The organism is Pontibacter oryzae (assembly GCF_003576375.1).
Lineage (GTDB): Bacteria > Bacteroidota > Bacteroidia > Cytophagales > Hymenobacteraceae > Pontibacter > Pontibacter oryzae.
Genome location: NZ_QWGE01000002.1, coordinates 408,491 through 425,941, shown reverse-complemented (window position 1 = coordinate 425,941; position 17,451 = coordinate 408,491). Strand labels below are relative to the sequence as shown.

Below are 17,451 nucleotides of genomic sequence, written 5' to 3'. Positions count from 1 at the left end.
ACTCAAATGTATATACTTTTAGAAATATTTGCAAAAGCTAATTATGCTTCTTCTAAAAGCAAGAAAGCCCTGGCGATGCTAGTCACCAGGGCTTGTTAAAAATTTAATTATGCTTAAAGCGTTAAGCAGCTAAAATGTTTATTCTATACTAAAGCTTGAAGATTTGATGACACGGGCAGCGTTAGGATGAGCGCAAAAAAGGGAGGAAAGTATGGGAGTGAGGGGTAGAGGAATTAGTCAACAAACGGCAGCAAGCCGCATAAAGATCGGAAACTCAATAGCCTGTGTTGCATTATCTGGCCACACTTGCTGTAGTTGTCTTTGGAGGTCCGGCAGAGGAGATTTGCCGTGCTTTCGCTCGTAATGCTTCACAGCTGACCATGAGCTGAGGTACCCCATAAAATGATTGAGCGTCCAGCGTAGGTCTATGCCAAATGCAGGTGCAGGGTGCTCCGGAAAAGGGAGGGGAATAGAAGTATACTTTTGGTCCAGGTAGCTACGCTCAGTATCCCAATAGGGGCCAACAATATCAAAGTAGAAGCGGTTAATTATTGGGTCAATACTTGGAGAGATCTGCAAAAGTCCGTAGCCCCAAATGGCCAACCAGGCATCTGGACGTGCCACACGCTGCACCTCAGTATAAAACTTTTCAAAGTCAAACCAATGCACTGCTTGCGCTACCGTTATTATATTTACAGAGGCAGCTGGCAAGGGCGTTTGCTCGGCCTGGCAAAGTATGTATTTTATGTTGGCCCGCTCGGGTGCTCGCTGTAACTGCGCCTCGCTGATGTCGGTGGCATAAACATTTTCATACTTCTCGGCCAACTCTACGGCTACCTGTCCGTTTCCGGTGCCACAATCCCAGGCAGCCTGTTTTGCGCCCGGCAGACTGTACAGAAAATCATAAAGCTCTTTTGGGTAATGCGGCCGAAAGGCAGCGTACGCTGCGGCTTGCGCTGAGAAGTTATCTTTTGGCGTTGCCATGCTCGTAAGTATAAATTAACCGGCATTTGCTTTAAAAACACGCAACAGGTTCTCACCCAGAATCTTCTGAATTTCCTTTTCGGTGTAGCCTCTGGCCAAAAGCTCTTTGGTTATCAGCGGGTAATCCTGCACGCCATCCAGTTGCTGCGGTGCCGAACTGATGCCGTCAAAGTCTGAGCCCATGCCCACGTAATCCACGCCAACAAGCTTCACAACGTAATCCAGGTGGTCGAGCAGCAGCGAGAGCGGGGGGCGCAGCTCCATAACTTCCTTTGGATAGGTCTTAGCCAGGAAATCCATGACAGCCTCGTTGTTTTGGCCCGACGCCTTTAAACAGTCTATCTCAGGTTTATGCGCTTTGTTGAAATCATCCAGCCGGGTAGTAAAATTGGGGTCCAGGAAACCGGAGTAAAAGTTTAGCTGAATCACGCCTTTATTCCTTGCCACAGCCTTGATCTGGTCATCGTTCAGGTTCCGGAAAACAGGGTTGATGCCATACACGCTGCTATGCGACACAAGCACAGGCTTTTTAGTGATCGCCATTACGTCCCAAAACGTTTTTTCGCCCACATGGCTTAAGTCCACCATCATGCCCAGCGCGTTCATACGTTGCACGATTTTGCGACCCAGCTTGTTCAATCCTTTCTCAGAATCCTTTAACTTTCCAGAGCGCTCATCCATGGCAGAGTTTGCCCAGGAAGTAGAGTTGTTCCAGGTAAGGGTTAAGTAGCGGGCACCGCGTTTATGCAGTTGCTCCAGCTTTTTAATGTCGTCTTCGATCATGTGGCCGCCTTCCACACCGATAAGCGCAGCCATTTTACCAGCCTTCACCGCTTTCCGAATATCACTGACGTTGTTTGCCAACATCAGCTGGTCAGGGTGGCGCTTCACAATCGCCTGTAAAGAATCTATCTGTTGGTTGGCATAGGCAAATGTGCCGGTTTCATCACTCCAAACCGAAAAGAACTGCGCATCCACGCCGCCTTGCTTAAACCTGGCCAGGTCTGAGTGGGTTTTGCCGGTCAAGTCTTTGCTGATGTCCAGGCCTTCCATAACTGCGATTAGCACATCGTTGTGCGTGTCTACAAGTATGGCATCCTGATGGATTTTCTTGTAATCCTGGGCAAGAACTGATGTGCTGCTAAGGATGGCTGCAAGCAATGCTAAGGGTAAGGTCAGGCGTTGTTTTCTCATAGTATGGCGTTGTGCAAAAAGCACATTTTTATAGTCTTAGGTATGATTTAAGTATACCTGGAGGCCTGCGGTTAGCAAAGGTATAACTATTAAATATAGCTTTTTTATCCGGAGAATCCGAACATTAAAGGGCTATGTTTGGCTTGCAAGCACACGTAGAAGTATAAAATCCACTGTAGCCGTAAGCACCTGCTGCGTTGCTTCGCGGTGCGGCGTATGGCCAACCTTGGGTATGATCAGTTTTTGAGCCTTACCCTTAACCTGCTCCACAATGGCTTCGACCTGGGCCAGCGTACCGTATTCATCTTCCTCGCCCTGAATGATCAGGCTTGGGCAAAGTATGGCAGGCAGGAAAAGTTCTATATTCCAATCCCGGAATCGGTCAGAAAGCCAGATATCGGCCCAGGCATGGAAAACGGCATCGGTCTTATCGCCGTGATACTTTTGCAGTTTCTGAGGCAGGTTGGTTTGCTGATAGGCTTCCACGGCGGAACGTATGCCAGCCAAGGTAATCTCCTCCACAAATACATGCGCCCCTTCGGTGATAACCCCAGCTACTTTTTCAGGGTATTTCGCGGCGGCAAGCAAAGCTATACTTCCGCCATCGCTATGCCCGAAAAGTATGGCTTTGGAGATTTCAAGTTGCTGCAGCAATTCATGCAGTGCATCGGCTTCGCGCGCCAGGTAATCCGGTTGTCGGGCAGTATTTGCAAAAGGAGTGGAGTTGCCGTAGCCGCGCCTGTCGTACACCATTACTTCCAGTCCGGTTCGTTCTGCCAGCTTCTCGGGGAAATCGCGCCAAAGGCTAATGCACCCCAGCGAGTCGTGCAGCAGCACCAGTTTTGGTAACTCCGGTTTTATATGCTCCGGCGTGAAGGTTTTAACCTGAAGTTGATGGTCCTGGAAGCAGAGCAGCTGCTCAGAAGTATGAAACGTAGACATAAGGTAAGCTTTTGCTCAAATTACAACAGATCCGTGAAAGCAAAAATCCCCGGCCGAAGAATCGACCGGGGATTTTAAACTTAACAGAAAGAGAGCCTATTGGCCAACTTCTGCTTTTTCTTTTTTCTTGCGCTTCTTATCTTTTTTTGAAGGCTTTTCTTTGGTTTTGCGTGCATCAACCTGCGGCAGGCCAGAGGTATCGTCGGTTACCAGTGTCATCTCATTCACTAAATGGCCAGCACCGGCAAATTTATCTACTATAAACAGCATGTAGCGGGCATCCACGGCAATGTTACGCACCTGGTTCGGGTTGTATACGATGTCGCTCATGGTGCCCTCCCAGTTACGGTCGAAGTTAGTGCCGATCAGCTGACCATTGGCATTGATTACCGGTGAGCCTGAGTTTCCGCCTGTGGTATGGTTTGAGGCGATGAAACCAACCGGCATCTCGCCGTTCATGCCGTAGCGGCCATAGTCTTTCTTCTCATAAAGCTCGCGCAGCTTAGCTGGAATGGCATAGTCTTCGGCAGCACCAGAAGCGGCTTTCTCCATAATTCCTTCCAGCGTAGTATAGTATTTATACTTTACGCCATCTACGGGCTCGTAAGGCTCTACCACGCCGTAAGCCACGCGCAGTGTAGAGTTGGCATCCGGATAGAAGTTCTTATCGCTTTGCATCTCGCGCAGGCCAGCCATATACGTGCGGTACAGCAGGTTCAGGTTATCGTTTACCGTTGTGTAGGTCGGCATAATATTAACGCGGTAGTAATCGGCTATGCTGCTTGCAAGTATAAATGCAGGGTCGTTCTTGAACACATCCTTACCGGCCTTGGCATCAGCCAAAGCTTTCTTCACGCCAGCCTCTGAGGTAAACACAGAGTTTTTGAAGACATCATCGGCATACGTTGAAAAATCGCCTTTATGCTTTTGGCGCACCATGGCAAAGGCCGTTGGGTGCAGCTGCTGGTCTATGTTATTGTAGTACAGGCTCAGCAAGGCGGCAAATACCTTTTTATCTGATGGGGCATTATAGTCTTTGAAGAACTCAGCCGAGTACTTTTCCAACCTGGCCACTTGGGCATCGATCTCGTTTTGCGGGGCCTTTTGCGCCAATTGCTCCTGCAGCTTGGTAAAGTTATTGGCCAGTTTCACGATCTCCACGCCAAAAGCGGCTTCGTTGATATAATCGCGGGAAATGGTGACTCCCTCCAGTGCATTGTAGTTTTTCTCAAACTCAGCGAGCAGATTGCCATACTTTGCCTTGCGCGACGGGTCAGCGGCGACCCAGCCGGCAAACTGCTGCTCTAGTTTCTGCTTCTCCTCAATGGCGTTGGCCTTACGGATACCGCGGTTCTCACCGATCCACTTTTTCCAGTAGTTGGCAATGCTGGCATACTTGGCGGCATACTTGATGCGCACCTCGGCAGAGGCTTTCATATCCTTGTCCAGGATGTTCAGCTTAGTTTCTCTAATGTTAATCTTGGCAGGGTTAGAAACCTCGTAAATCTCTTTTACAGCCTGCGAGGTAAGGTACTCATTGGTTCTTCCCGGAAAACCAAATACCATTGTAAAGTCTTTCTCCTGGATACCACTTAAGGAAATAGGCAGGTGATGCTTTGGCTTGTACGGCTTGTTATCCGGCGAGTAATCGGCTGGCTCGTTGTTAGGGCCGGCATACACGCGGAACAGCGAGAAGTCGCCGGTATGGCGTGGCCACATCCAGTTATCCGTATCGCCACCAAACTTACCGATAGACGAAGGCGGGGCACCTACCAGGCGCACATCCTTAAACGTTTCGGTGATGTACATGTAATACTCGTTGCCATAGAAGTATGGCTTGATAACGGCATCGTAATGAGAGCCTGCGGTGGCCGCTTTTCCAACCTTAGAAATGTTGCGCTGAATAATAGACTCACGCTCCGCTTCTGTTTTAGCGGCATCGGTACCGGCTAAAATGTCTTTGGTCACGTCTTCCATCCGCACGATGAACGTGGCTGTCAGGCCTTGGTTTGGCAATTCCTGTGCGCGGTTCATGGCCCAAAAGCCATCGGTTAAGTAATCGTCTTCCACGGTGCTGTGCGATTGCACAGCGCCGTAACCGCAGTGGTGGTTGGTAAGCAACAGTCCTTCCGGAGAAATCATCTCACCGGTGCAGAACCCTCCAAACGACACGATGGCGTCTTTCAAACTCGACTGATTGACGCTGTAAATGTCCTCGGCGGTGAGCTTCATGCCTTTCTTTTGCATTTCGGCTTCGTTCAGCTGTTTCAGAAGCATCGGTAACCACATGCCCTCGTCGGGGCGGGCAGCAGTTATGCCAATACTCAGGAAAGCAGCCGCAAAAAAAGATAATATGCGTTTGCTGATCATGGATGTTATTAATGTTGTATGAAAATTTGCGCTGAAGTTAGCTATTTAATCCAGACAGAGCAATTAAGGTACCAGCCTGTATGGATAAGTGCTTATTTAATGAAGGAGCGGCTAAGGCATACTAGCAGCCAGAAGAGGCATTTATACTTATTGAAGCGCAAAAAGAAACCCTCCTTTACAATAAATAAACTTTATTGTAAAGGAGGGTACTGTATTAATAATGAGCCGGTAGTTAATTAGAATCCGCCTATATGCTCATAAGTAGTATCGATTTCCCACTCCCTGAACTTGGTGAGCTCCTTACTGAAAGCATCAACAAACCATGCCATCAAGCTTATGTCATCCAGCAAACCAAAGGCGGGTATAAAATCCGGAATGATATCCAGTGGAGTAACCAGGTAAAGCAGCACAGCCACCCCCAGCACTAACGACTTTTTAGATACATCACGGTAATCGCCGCGCATATAAGCCCGAACCAACCGGATAAAAGTTTGCATCAAACGCTTCAGCTGCTCAAAACCATTTTCTTTACTGTCTACGTTTACCAGTTTGCCATAGGCGGTTGTAAGCAGCAAGCCCAGTTTCATGGGCTTAGAAAGGAGCGCACCTGCCTTACCCGTGAACTTTTTGAACATGGGGTTTTGGGAGAATTTCATACCTTTCTTTATCCAATCGTTCAGCATATATACATAATATGTTAAGTTAAAATTTTATTCACCTGTACGTGAGTCGGCGGCTAAAAGCTGCCTGCATTTGTCTCTTACAAATTTAGTGCCCTAAATTAAAAAATAATTATACCTAAACCGCTTGTTTAGCTCACTAAACGTCCTTAAAATTGGTGCACTTATTCCTGTTTATAATACAAACATCTAATTAACCTGACGTTACACGATGAAGCTGCTCCGAACAGTGCTGTTATTGCTGCTACTTTTGTGTGCAGCTGCCTTTGGCGCCAGCTACCTGTTGCCAACCCAAATTCATGTGCAACAGGCCATTTACCTGCCAGAACCCCGCGAAGAAGTATACCCATACCTAAACGACCCAACCCAATGGGCTAACTGGAGCGTGCTAAGCAAGAAACACGATCCAAGCATCATCCACCTTTACGCAGGCCCCCTGCGCGGCAAAGGATCGCGGCTGCAATGGAGCGGCGACAGAGCTGGCAACGGCTCCATCATTTTTACCGAAAGCATAGATCCCGACAGCATCTCTTACCAGCGCCAAAGCACCAACAGTGACAAAGCTATCCAAGGGTCATTCAAGTTAACAGACGGAGGCGATAGCACCAAAGTAGTATGGCAGCAGCAACTTATACTTGGCCCCACCCCTTTGGAGAGAATCTCCGGGCTGCTTTATAAGTATAAGATGGAGCAGGAAACTACGCAAGGCTTATTAGGCCTGAAGACTCTGATTCATAGCAAAGGCAAGAAGAGGGCATCGCTTTAATAACAGCAGTTTCTCCGTTTAAATCGCTAAAAGAGCAAATTTTAAATTTAAAGTATAAAATCAAGTCAGGCGCATGTTCTTGCTCTACAGCAGCTCGTTAGCCAGGTTTGCCAGTTCTGAGCGCTCGCCTTTCAGCAAGGTGATGTGAGCGTAGAGCGGGTGGTTTTTGGCTCTATCTATCAGGTAAGATAAGCCGTTACTCTGCGAATCCAGGTAAGGTGTATCAATTTGGTAAACATCTCCTGTAAAGATAATCTTAGTGTTCTCCCCGGCCCGCGAAATAATGGTTTTCACCTCGTGCGGCGTAAGGTTCTGAGCCTCATCTACTATAAAAATAATATTGGATAAGCTGCGACCACGGATGTAGGCCAGCGGCGTAATTAGCAACTTTTCGAGCTCCACCATATCGCGCAGCTTCTGAAACTCCTTGCTCGACTCCTGAAACTGATTCTGTATATATTTCAGATTGTCCCATAGGGGTTCCATGTATGGGTTTAACTTTGATTTGATATCGCCGGGAAGGTAACCAATGTCTTTGTTGCTCAACGGAACAACCGGGCGCGCCAGGTATACCTGTTTATACTCGCGGCGCTGCTCAAGGGCTCCGGCCAGGGCCAGTAAGGTTTTGCCAGTACCAGCCACACCTTGTATACTTACTAGTTTAATGGCAGGATTCAGGAGCGCGTGCAAGGCAAAAGCCTGTTCGGCGTTGCGTGGTTTAATGCCATAGGCAGATATTTTATCAACACGCTCCAACAGATTTTCGGAGGCGTTATAAAAGGCTAGTACAGAATTTTTAAAACTCTTCAGGATGAAGAAATGGTTATCTGTCGGGGCGGCCTCCAGCACCTTATGCGGTTCGCATGTATTGTGTTCGTAAAGCTCATTAATGGCAGCGGCTGGCACGTCTTCAATGGTATCGTTACCGGTGTAAAGGCCGGCAACATCCTGAATTTTTCCGGTTTCGTAATCCTCCGATGTAATATTTAGTGCCCGTGCTTTCAGGCGGAGGTTAATGTCTTTGGTGACAAGTACAACTTTGCTCTCTGGCTTCTCTTCCTGCAGGCGTAGTGCCGAGTTAAGTATGCGGTGGTCGTTTTTATCCCCGAAGATATTAATAGCGTTTACCTCTGTCGTCTCATGGTTCATCAGCACCTTAAAAAAGCCTTTGTTCTTACCATTCAAAGGGAGCCATTCCTGCAAGCGGTGCTCAGCCGACAACTTATCTATGAAACGAATAAATTCACGCGCCTCAAAGTTCTTGATATCATTGCCCTTTTTAAAGTTATCAAGTTCCTCTAAAACTGTTATCGGAATGGCAACGTCATGCTCCTGGAAATTCTGGATGGCGCTGTGGTCATAAAGTATGACGGAGGTATCTAAAACAAAAACTTTCCTGCTCACTACAGGCTGCTGGCCATTCAGGGAATTGGTAGAGGTTTTGGCTGCTTTACTGGGGTTACCAGATTTGCGAGAAGGTTTGGCGCCAGAAGGGGTGGAGGCGTTCGATTCTTTAGTTGCTTTTGGCATGAGCGTAAGGATTAGGGTGAAACCTTTGCTTGTTTACTAAGCTACGCGCAGCATTGCGCTGGTTAATCGCTTACTAAGGTTTACGTACCAAACCCATTACCGGACGCCTCAAGAAGTGAGCCTTATCTCTTTAGAAACAAGTTGTTGAGAGCCAAAACATCGAATAAATACTATATATGTCTGATAGTTAAAATGTTATGCGCAGGCTTTTAACTTTTTTATAATGAAATGTTTTTTTGAAAAGTATAAAATTTATTATTAAGAGTGCGCTCAAAGTATAAACGCATCCGATTTTAAGGTGCTCCACATACTTTACCGCTGGATAGGCGCTTAAACCAAAGTGTAGAATTCTTCTTTCTCTTTATCGTGCAATAGCAGGTAGCCATGTATCACCAACTTAACCATGATACGATAGGCGCGCCGCTCTGAAAGGTTAGCCATTTTCATAAACTGCCTCAAGGTAATCCGGGGGTGTAGTTTTAGATAATCAATTACACTAAGCTCGTGGCGGTTTAGCGGCAATTGCTCAAAAGCTGGCGTAGACGACTCAAGCACTTTATTCACCATTCTGCTAGTTTGCACGCTGGTATCGTTCACGCGCACGTATCCGCGCCAGTCATCTTCTTTAAGTTTTGCAAAATGCGGTTTGCGGCTGCTCTCCGGAATGATGACTTTCAGAACTGTTCGGTCTTCCTGTTCAACCTCCTCATAGCTGATCGGCACGGGTGGGTTGCAGTAAAAGTCTGCGGCAAGCTGAATGGTATGTTTTTCTTCTTCCGGATCCACACCGCATACATACCCGTTATCTTTCACACCAACCAGTATTATCCCACCCCGTGTGTTGGCAAATGACACAATGGTGCGGGCAATTTTATCGGGCTTGGTAACGCGCTGTTTAAAATCCACCTTATCGTTCTCCCCATACGTGATGAGGCGCTGCAGTTCATCCATAGTATAGTTATCTGATGCCAAGCTCAACAGCCGGACTTAAAGTGAGTACTGATAATAAACAAACAAAAAGCGAGCTTAAAAAAGCTCGCTTTCCGTCTATAAAAATAAAAACAGGTTCTTAGAATGGCAGATCATTGTCTGCGTCGCTGCTGTAGAACGACGGGGCATCCTGCTGTGGGGCGGCATTGCCGGCTGGTGCACCTCCGAACTCGCTGCCGGCTGGCTCCATTCTCCAAGCTTGCAGGTTGGTGAAGTACATCGTTTGGCCGTTCTTGGTGAATGGCTTACCCGTTAGGTTAAACGTAACTTTCACCTCGTCGCCGTTTTTATATGAATCAAGCAGGTTGCACTTATCCTGCGTCAGTTGAAACTTAACATACTGCGTGTAAGAGCCATCCGGAATTTCCAGCACAAACTCGCGCTTCCTGAATTTGTCGCTGATCTGCTGCTCCTCAAAGATTTCGTACAGCTTACCTTGGATATCAAAAGACATAATGAAATAATTAAATAGGTTGTTTTACTCTATACAAAGATAACTAATTTTCACCGGAAATGGGTTCAAAGCCCAGGCACAGGTGCACAAAAATGCTAAAAAAGTATGGATAGCAAAACGGTGAGAACAAGCATGGCGTAAAGGGGAGCACATCCAGATTGGTATATACCTAATATGAACAAAACCGCAATAGCTATCCATGGAGGAGCGGGCACCATCACAAGGTCCTCGTTAACGTCCACTCAGGAGACAGCCTATAAAGCCGCCTTGCAGGAGGCCATAGAACTTGGCCACAAGGCACTGACCCAGGGTAAATCAGCCGTGGAAGCCGTTGCGCTAGCAGTAGGCAGCCTGGAAGATTGCCCTTTATTTAATGCAGGCAGGGGTAGTGTATTTACAAAAGAAGGCAAGCACGAAATGGATGCTGCCATTATGTGCGGTAAAACGCTTAAAGCCGGTGCAGTTGCCGGCGTTAGAAGTATAAAAAACCCGATTCTATTGGCGCGCACCATTATGGAGCATTCAGAGCATGTGATGCTGAGCGGATATGGCGCGGAAGAGTTTGCGCTTAACCATGGGATTGCGTTTGCCCCTGAGCGATATTTTTTCGATACATTCCGATTTGAGCAATGGAGCCAGGTTCGCGATTCAGATACTTACCAACTAGACCATAGCGAGAACCATGACAAGAAATTCGGCACTGTAGGCGCTGTGGCTGTGGATGTACACGGAAATGTAGCTGCTGCCACCTCCACTGGCGGCATGACAAATAAGCGCTATAACCGTATCGGCGATACACCTGTCATTGGCTCAGGGACTTATGCCAATAACCTAACGTGCGCCATCTCGTGCACCGGGCACGGAGAGTACTTCATGCGAGCCGTAGTGGCCTATGATGTTTCCTGCCTGATGGAGTACAAAGGCTATACTTTGCAACAGGCCTGCGAGGAAGTGGTTATGAAAAAACTGGTGGCTTTGGGTGGAGAAGGAGGATTGATTGCAGTTACTAATGCTGGTGAAATTGCCTTGCCATTTAATTCGGAAGGCATGTACCGAGCCAGCAAAACAGCTGACCAAAAAACATTTACAGCAATCTATAAATAAAACCTGCCGACTAACCTTGGCCATTGGCCGAAGCTAATGACAACTGAGCATGCTTATAGGCTTCCTCATCCTGATAAAATCTGCGTGCGTGCATATCAAATAGGTTGCCTTTGGCTAGCACGTGCATTACCATATGGTCAATGGCAACAGGGCGACCTTTTTCCACTTCGTTGATATTCGTGTACTTAACCTCATGGCCATCCACTATCACTACAAGGTTGGAGCCGATGGTTTCAATCATATGGCCCTCAGTTATTAATACACCTGTATCCTCTCCAAGTCCGATGCCTACAGTTTTGGGATGCGACACAACCGCCTCCATCAACCTGCCGAAACGGCCTCTAATCACAAAGTGGGTGTCGATAATCACACCATCTATCATGTGCAAGCCTTGGCCCATCTTTACAGCGCCCCGCAATAAAGACTCTGTAGCACTGCCACCCTTAATCATCTCTCTCGACATGGCCATGGCGCCCGCGCTCGTGCCTGCTATCACAAAATCCTCATTCATGTAGCGGTGTTTCAATACCCCCAGAATCTCTGTGTTTAGAAACATGCGCGTTATCCGCGATTGATCTCCGCCACTAAACATTACCCCATCGCATTGCTTTATGCGCTTAATGTAAGCTTTATTGGCGGCGTCTTCCTCGTTGCGTATGTGCATGAGCTTTACGTTCTCAACACCCAAAATCCCAAATGCGCTGACATAGCGTTCCCCGATTTCTTCTGGGATCATAGAAGCTGTAGTGATTACTTCAATATGCGGCTGTTTTTTAGGAATCTCTTTCAGAAAGCGCTTTAGGATGCCTAACTCAAAAAAATCGAGGTAGTACTTCTTTTTTTTTCCGGGGTTAGGATAGGAGCCCTTGTCTTCGTTGCCTCCCACTGCTATAAGTTTTCCTTTAGGTATCTCCACGGGTGCTATAGGTAATTTAATTAATGGGTTCACTTAATACACTCACACTATGATTACAGCTTTTAGCCAAAATCGTTTCAATTTAATAGTCAGATCAGACCTAAAGTGTGTGCCTCTGGCAGCCGGCTGAGCCATAAACATGCAGCTATATATATAATGTTATATTTTAAGATTCTCCTGCTGTCAAATTTAGTCGATTTACTAATAATAAATTCTATTATCTAAACTCGCACCCTAGGCAGTCGTATAGTAGGTCTGAACATCTTATTTAAATGGGATTTTTAACGCGTAACCTTTCCAAGCTATGAAACTAAGTAACTTAAACGATCTTTTGGTACACGAACTAAAAGACATCTATAATGCAGAGCAGCAAATAACCAAGGCTTTGCCAAAAATGATGAAAGCATGCTCATCAGATAAGCTGAAGCAAGCTTTCGAAATGCATTTAAATGAGACAAAAGACCAAATACAGCGTCTTGAGCAGGTATTTGAAATGATAGGAGAGAAGCCATCCGGCGAAAAGTGTAAGGCCATGGAAGGCATTATCCGGGAGTGCGACGAAATGATGAGCGAGAAAGCCGATTCAAGCGTGATGGATGCAGCCCTTATTGCTTGTGCTCAGCGTGTAGAGCATTATGAAATTGCAGCCTATGGCACCGTTTGCACCTACGCCAAGCAACTAAAGCTGAATGATGTGGCGGACCAACTGGGTATTACGCTGGAAGAGGAAAAGAACACAGACCAAAAGCTTACAGCAATTGCCGAAGAGGCCGTTAACATAAAAGCTGAAAAGTAAGGCTCAAAAAATACTGGAAAGGCTCTGTACCTTCGCCTGGCTTAACCAGCAGGTAAGAAGGGTACAGAGCCTTTCAAAAACCAAAAAAGGGTGACCGTTTACAAGGCCACCCTTTTTTATTGCGTTAAGTATGAATTTGCTACTTCAGCATCTCATCCAGCGTAACCGTGGATACGGCATGGTAATTTGGCCTAGCCTTGGCATAAATGGCTAAGGCTTTCTTTTTGCCTTCAGGCGTAGCAATCAATGCCTTATAGATTGGCACGAGGAACTTGCGGCGCCCAACATTAGTCAAGAATGATTCGAGTGCCTGATCCGCCGTAGTATAGTTGTTCCGGATGGTATGAATGAACCAGGCAGCCAGCACCTCCGAATTACCCGAATTAGTGAAGTTAAAAGCTTTGTCAAGCTCGGCAAGCTGTGCCTGGCTCATGGTTTCAGGTAGCATTCTTATAAAATGCAGCCATTCGTGGCTCGACCAATCTTTTGTGCTAAGCTGTGCCGCAGGCTTACCGTTTTTCCAACTCTGAAAAGCTGCTTCAACTTTAGCAAAACGGCTGCTGGTTGGCGCTTCAAATCCTTCAGGCAGACCAGGTGAGTAAACCCAGCCTTCAATGTTAATCTTCTCTGCTAGTTGCTCATCACCTTTTATTAATTCGGTGCGCAGAAAATCCAGAAATTTATCGGTGTTGGTGCTCTGGAAAGCAAAGGTGTCAAAGTATTTGTTGATGAAGGCGTCGAAGCGCTCACGGCCCACAGCCATTTCTATGTTTCGCAAAAAGAAGTTTCCTTTCTCATAAGCGATATCCGTAAGGCCTTCATCCGGGTCGCGGCCTTCCAGGTCAAGTTTCAGGCGCGTGTCCTCGCTGTCCGGGCCTATATCTTCTATGGTGCCTTTCAGGTCTTGATAGCCCAACACCTCCAGCATGTCCGCGTAGTCTTTGCCATAGATCTCCTCCATAATGCGGCGCTCAAAGTATACGGTAAAGCCCTCGTTCAGCCAGAAATCATCCCAAGTGCCATTGGTAACGAGGTTGCCGCTCCAGCTGTGTGCCAGTTCATGAGCAATTAGGCTTGTAAGTGAGCGGTCTTTAGCCAGCACGGTAGGCGTTACAAAAGTCAGGCGCGGGTTCTCCATGCCTCCAAACGGAAAAGATGGTGGAAGCACCAGCAGGTCGTAGCGGTCCCATCGGTACTTACCATATATCTTTTCGGCTGCTATCAGCATCTTATCCATTTCCGCAAACTCATAGGCAGCGGCATCAATGGTGGCAGGCTCGGCGTAAATACCCGTTTGGTCACCTATTTTCCGGAAAACCAAGTCTCCTACCGACAGTGCCATTAAATAAGACGGTATTGGCTGCTTCATCTCAAAAGAATACTCGCCGTTGGCGTTCTTCTGCACTGGGTTTTCTGCACTCATAACCGCCAGCAGCTCCTTCGGAACTTTCACTTTCGCGCTGTAGGTAATGCGTATGCCCGGACTGTCCTGAATCGGAATCCAGGTGCGGGCAAGTATGGCTTGCGACTGTGTAAACAGGAAAGGATGTTTTTTGCCTGCAGTCTGCTGTGGGTTAAGCCATTGCAGGGCAGCTGCATCCGGGGAGGTTTTATACTTTATGGTAACCCTCTTGGTATCCGGCTTGATCTTAATGATCAAAGGCTGGCCCAAAAACTCCTTTTCGTCACCAAGCTCAAAAGTCGTTTCCTCCTGATTATCGCCCAGATATACTTTTTCGATCTGCAGGTTGCGGGCATCAAAGATAATCCTATCCGTACCAGTTTTATTCTCGATAAGGTAGGAAGCCGTGCCACTCAATATTTTATTACTGAAGTCAACGGTAATATCAAGGTCCAAGTGCTGAGCCACGGCCTCGGCGGGCTGGGCAAAGCTATGGACATCAGCCGAGGCACTGGCCAGGGCACTTTGTTCGGTAGTCATAGTTTGTTGGTCTGAGTTAGCGTTTTGGGTAGAGCAAGCCGCAAGCTGTAAGCTGCCGGCAAGGCCTAAGCCAAATAAGCAACGGTGGTGAAATCTCATAGGTTTAGATTGATATATTCTGGTGTAAGTTAAAGATTCTGCCTTAATCCTAAAAACAGCTCCTGCATTTATCACACAGGTACAAGCTAAGAAATGTTTTGTGCGGGCGAAAGAGAGAATGACCCTTAGCTTGGGCAAGCTAAGCGAATTTTGATTTTCCAGCAGATACTAGACTTATAACTTTTTGTATCATTTAGAAGTACATAATGCTGAAACGCCAGAAAAACCAACTCGCAGGCATATAAATTGCACTTTACCAATAGACTTCGGTAATCATCTACAGTAATGGTATAGCATGTGAGCTTAACTGCAGTATCAGAATAAGTTTTAATAGATAATTAGCCCTTATATGTATAAACAGATGTCGAAATGCCTGATGGCTCCTATACTCTTAACAGTATTGATGAGCTGTAACAATGGCAGTGATGATAAAAACACATCGGAAAAAAAAGGCCTCGGTGAAATTGCTTCTAACCTGTTAGGGGGCAAAGAGCTGCCACAGGCAACCACCGATAGCTTGGCCATTAAAGCCTACCTCAAGAAACAAGCTGCTTTCAAAAACCAGGAGGAACTGATGTACTTGTTCTACGGCGACCGCGACTATACGCTGGCCTGGTTTCGAGACAATGACCTGGTGCCGGAAGCAGAAAAATTCCTTAGCGTGATAGATAAAGCAAGCGCTGAAGGCCTTGACCCTAAAAAGTATAAACTAGTTAACTTCCAGGAGCTCTTCAAGAAGTATGAACAACTGGACCCTATGGATTCAACGCGCCTGAAAGTGCAGGAGGAAATTGACCTTGGCCTAACGGCATCATACTTTAATTACGCTTCGGATTTTTACCGTGGCCGCGCTAACCCACAACTAGAAGACAATAGCGTGAAGTGGGATGTGAAACGCAATAAAATCAAGCTTCATAAGGCGCTGCAAACCATCCTGAAGGAACGCGAAAGCACCTACCCATACTATGAGTTTGAAGCGTTACATGCCGGTTATACCCGTCTTCGTGATAAGTTACAAGAGTATCGTGCATTGGAAGAAAAAGGCGGATGGCCTAAAGTGGACCTCGGCAAGGTAAAGGTTCTCGAGAAAGGAGACACATCTGCTGCGGTTATTGCTTTGCGCCAGCGCCTTAACCCAGGTAAAAAGTATGACCCAAACAACAAAGCCCTGCGCGTATATGATGCCAAGCTTGAACAGCAAGTGAAGCATTTCCAGAAACTGCACGGGCTTAAAGAGGATGGCGTTGTTGGCGGCAACACGCTGGCGACCATGAACGTGCCTATCGAAGACCGCATACGCCAAATTATGATTAATATGGAGCGTTGGCGATGGATTCCAAAGCGCATGGTACCTAAAAGCCTTGACCAAAAATATATCTGGGTAAATATACCAGAGTATAAACTGTATATCTACGAAGACCCGGACAACGACCCGGAAGCGGAGCGTAAGTATAAGAAGACGTATGAGATGCGCGTTATTGTAGGTAAAACCATGCATTCTACCCCAATCTTCAGTGATAAGCTGGAATATGTGGTTATGGCGCCATACTGGAACGTGCCAAACAGCATTGTGCAAAACGAAATAAAGCCACACATGCTTAAGAACCCAGGCTGGCTTGCGTCTCAAAACATGGAGATCGTTACCAAAGACAAGAGCGCCACTCAGGTTTCTCCGTATTCTATTAATTGGTCGGAGGTAACCGAAAGTAACTTTAAGTATAGGATTCGTCAAAAACCGGGACGCACCAATTCTCTTGGTCTTGTTAAGTTTCTGTTCCCTAATGAGTATGCCGTATACCTGCACGACACACCAGCTGATGCGCTGTTCAGCCAAACTAACCGAGACTTCAGCCATGGATGTGTGCGTTTAGAGAAGCCAGAGGAATTAGCCCGTTATATGCTGAAAGACATGCCAGAGTGGACAGACCAGCGCATTCATGAAACAATGCACGGTAGCGAGGAAACCTGGGTAACTTTACCTAAAAGCGTGCAAGTATACCTAGTATACTTTACAAGCTGGGTTGATGAGGAAGGTGAAATCCATTTCAGAGAGGATATTTATGGCCATGATAAAAAGCTGGCTCAAGAATATTTCGGGTAAGAACATTTCACGATGATGGAGAAGCACATGAAAAAGAGATTTCATACTTTAATGCCTCTGTTACTGCTGCTTCTTTGGAGTTGTAGCCCCCCTGAGGCTGATGGCAATCTAAATGTAAACGACATGGCGAGCGATTCGGCCACAGCTGCCAGCGCCCCGCTAAACGAGGACCAGGACACTACTTTGCAGAAAATCCAGGAACTCAGCCTGCATGCGCTTGGCAACTCCCTGGATGAAATAAAATTCAGCAAGGACACCTTGGAAGTAAAGGCTGGTGCTCTTGTTAAACTCACGTTTGTAAACGAGGGTGTAGACATGCCTATGGTGCACAATGTGGTTTTTACTGCCCCTGGCAAGTTTAAGCAGGTTGCATTAGCCGGCGATAAAGTAGGTGCTTCAGGAGGATATGTACCAGAAAATGATCTGGTGGTGGCAAGCTCGCCGATAGCGCTGCCTGGGCAAACCGTAGAGATGGAGTTTACAGCACCAACAGCGCCGGGCTCGTACGATTTTGTTTGCACCTACCCAAGCCATTGGAGCAAGATGAATGGTGTTTTAATAGTAAAGTAACATATTTCTAATC

At 46.8% G+C, this 17,451-nt stretch carries 15 protein-coding genes; 5 read left to right on the top strand and 10 right to left on the bottom strand.

Annotated features, from left to right (window positions below):
- Positions 1 to 237: 237 nt before the first annotated feature.
- The 5 genes from D1627_RS06635 to D1627_RS06610 form a co-directional block, all read right to left on the bottom strand.
- Positions 238 to 984, bottom strand: a complete 747-nt coding sequence (locus D1627_RS06635; protein ID WP_119431446.1) for a class I SAM-dependent methyltransferase — start codon at positions 982 to 984, stop codon at positions 238 to 240.
- 15 nt (positions 985 to 999) lie between these two features.
- A complete protein-coding gene (locus D1627_RS06630) occupies positions 1,000 to 2,178 on the bottom strand; it encodes a dipeptidase (protein ID WP_119431445.1) in 1,179 nt (392 codons plus the stop codon).
- Positions 2,179 to 2,310: 132 nt separating this feature from the next.
- On the bottom strand, positions 2,311 to 3,120 hold the full coding sequence (locus D1627_RS06625) for an alpha/beta fold hydrolase (RefSeq protein WP_119431444.1): 810 nt from the start codon (positions 3,118 to 3,120) through the stop codon (positions 2,311 to 2,313).
- 96 nt (positions 3,121 to 3,216) lie between these two features.
- Positions 3,217 to 5,490, bottom strand: a complete 2,274-nt coding sequence (locus D1627_RS06620) for a S46 family peptidase (protein WP_119431443.1) — start codon at positions 5,488 to 5,490, stop codon at positions 3,217 to 3,219.
- 236 nt (positions 5,491 to 5,726) lie between these two features.
- A complete protein-coding gene (locus D1627_RS06610) occupies positions 5,727 to 6,125 on the bottom strand; it encodes a YkvA family protein (protein ID WP_233555532.1) in 399 nt (132 codons plus the stop codon).
- A gap of 256 nt (positions 6,126 to 6,381) precedes the next feature.
- Here D1627_RS06610 and D1627_RS06605 point away from each other — a divergent pair, with 256 nt between their 5' ends.
- Positions 6,382 to 6,936, top strand: coding sequence for an SRPBCC family protein (locus D1627_RS06605; RefSeq protein WP_119431440.1), 555 nt, complete (start codon positions 6,382 to 6,384; stop codon positions 6,934 to 6,936).
- An 84-nt stretch (positions 6,937 to 7,020) separates the two neighbouring features.
- Here D1627_RS06605 and D1627_RS06600 read toward each other — a convergent pair whose 3' ends face one another.
- The 3 genes from D1627_RS06600 to D1627_RS06590 form a co-directional block, all read right to left on the bottom strand.
- Positions 7,021 to 8,466, bottom strand: coding sequence for a PhoH family protein (locus D1627_RS06600; RefSeq protein WP_119431439.1), 1,446 nt, complete (start codon positions 8,464 to 8,466; stop codon positions 7,021 to 7,023).
- A 330-nt stretch (positions 8,467 to 8,796) separates the two neighbouring features.
- Positions 8,797 to 9,417: an AlbA family DNA-binding domain-containing protein gene (locus D1627_RS06595; RefSeq protein ID WP_119431438.1), complete on the bottom strand. Its 621-nt coding sequence runs from the start codon at positions 9,415 to 9,417 to the stop codon at positions 8,797 to 8,799.
- Between the two features lie 118 nt (positions 9,418 to 9,535).
- Positions 9,536 to 9,910, bottom strand: a complete 375-nt coding sequence (locus D1627_RS06590) for a DUF3127 domain-containing protein (RefSeq protein ID WP_119431437.1) — start codon at positions 9,908 to 9,910, stop codon at positions 9,536 to 9,538.
- Between the two features lie 174 nt (positions 9,911 to 10,084).
- Here D1627_RS06590 and D1627_RS06585 point away from each other — a divergent pair, with 174 nt between their 5' ends.
- Positions 10,085 to 11,014, top strand: coding sequence for an isoaspartyl peptidase/L-asparaginase family protein (locus D1627_RS06585; protein WP_119431436.1), 930 nt, complete (start codon positions 10,085 to 10,087; stop codon positions 11,012 to 11,014).
- 10 nt (positions 11,015 to 11,024) lie between these two features.
- Here D1627_RS06585 and D1627_RS06580 read toward each other — a convergent pair whose 3' ends face one another.
- Entirely contained in the window at positions 11,025 to 11,930 is a 906-nt protein-coding gene (locus D1627_RS06580) for a cyanophycinase (RefSeq protein ID WP_119431435.1), read from the bottom strand.
- Between the two features lie 304 nt (positions 11,931 to 12,234).
- On the opposite strand from D1627_RS06580, the gene D1627_RS06575 reads away from it, so the two are divergent.
- The gene (locus tag D1627_RS06575; RefSeq protein ID WP_119431434.1) at positions 12,235 to 12,726 is read left to right on the top strand and encodes a YciE/YciF ferroxidase family protein; all 492 of its coding nucleotides are present in this window, start codon (positions 12,235 to 12,237) and stop codon (positions 12,724 to 12,726) included.
- 139 nt (positions 12,727 to 12,865) lie between these two features.
- Here the strand turns inward: D1627_RS06575 and D1627_RS06570 are convergent, their stop codons facing one another.
- The gene (locus tag D1627_RS06570) at positions 12,866 to 14,668 is read right to left on the bottom strand and encodes a M1 family metallopeptidase (RefSeq protein ID WP_119431835.1); all 1,803 of its coding nucleotides are present in this window, start codon (positions 14,666 to 14,668) and stop codon (positions 12,866 to 12,868) included.
- A gap of 502 nt (positions 14,669 to 15,170) precedes the next feature.
- On the opposite strand from D1627_RS06570, the gene D1627_RS06565 reads away from it, so the two are divergent.
- Complete coding sequence (locus tag D1627_RS06565) at positions 15,171 to 16,868, top strand: L,D-transpeptidase family protein (RefSeq protein WP_233555531.1); 1,698 nt, start codon at positions 15,171 to 15,173, stop codon at positions 16,866 to 16,868.
- Between the two features lie 27 nt (positions 16,869 to 16,895).
- Entirely contained in the window at positions 16,896 to 17,438 is a 543-nt protein-coding gene (locus D1627_RS06560) for a plastocyanin/azurin family copper-binding protein (protein WP_158607154.1), read from the top strand.
- Positions 17,439 to 17,451 lie beyond the last annotated feature (13 nt).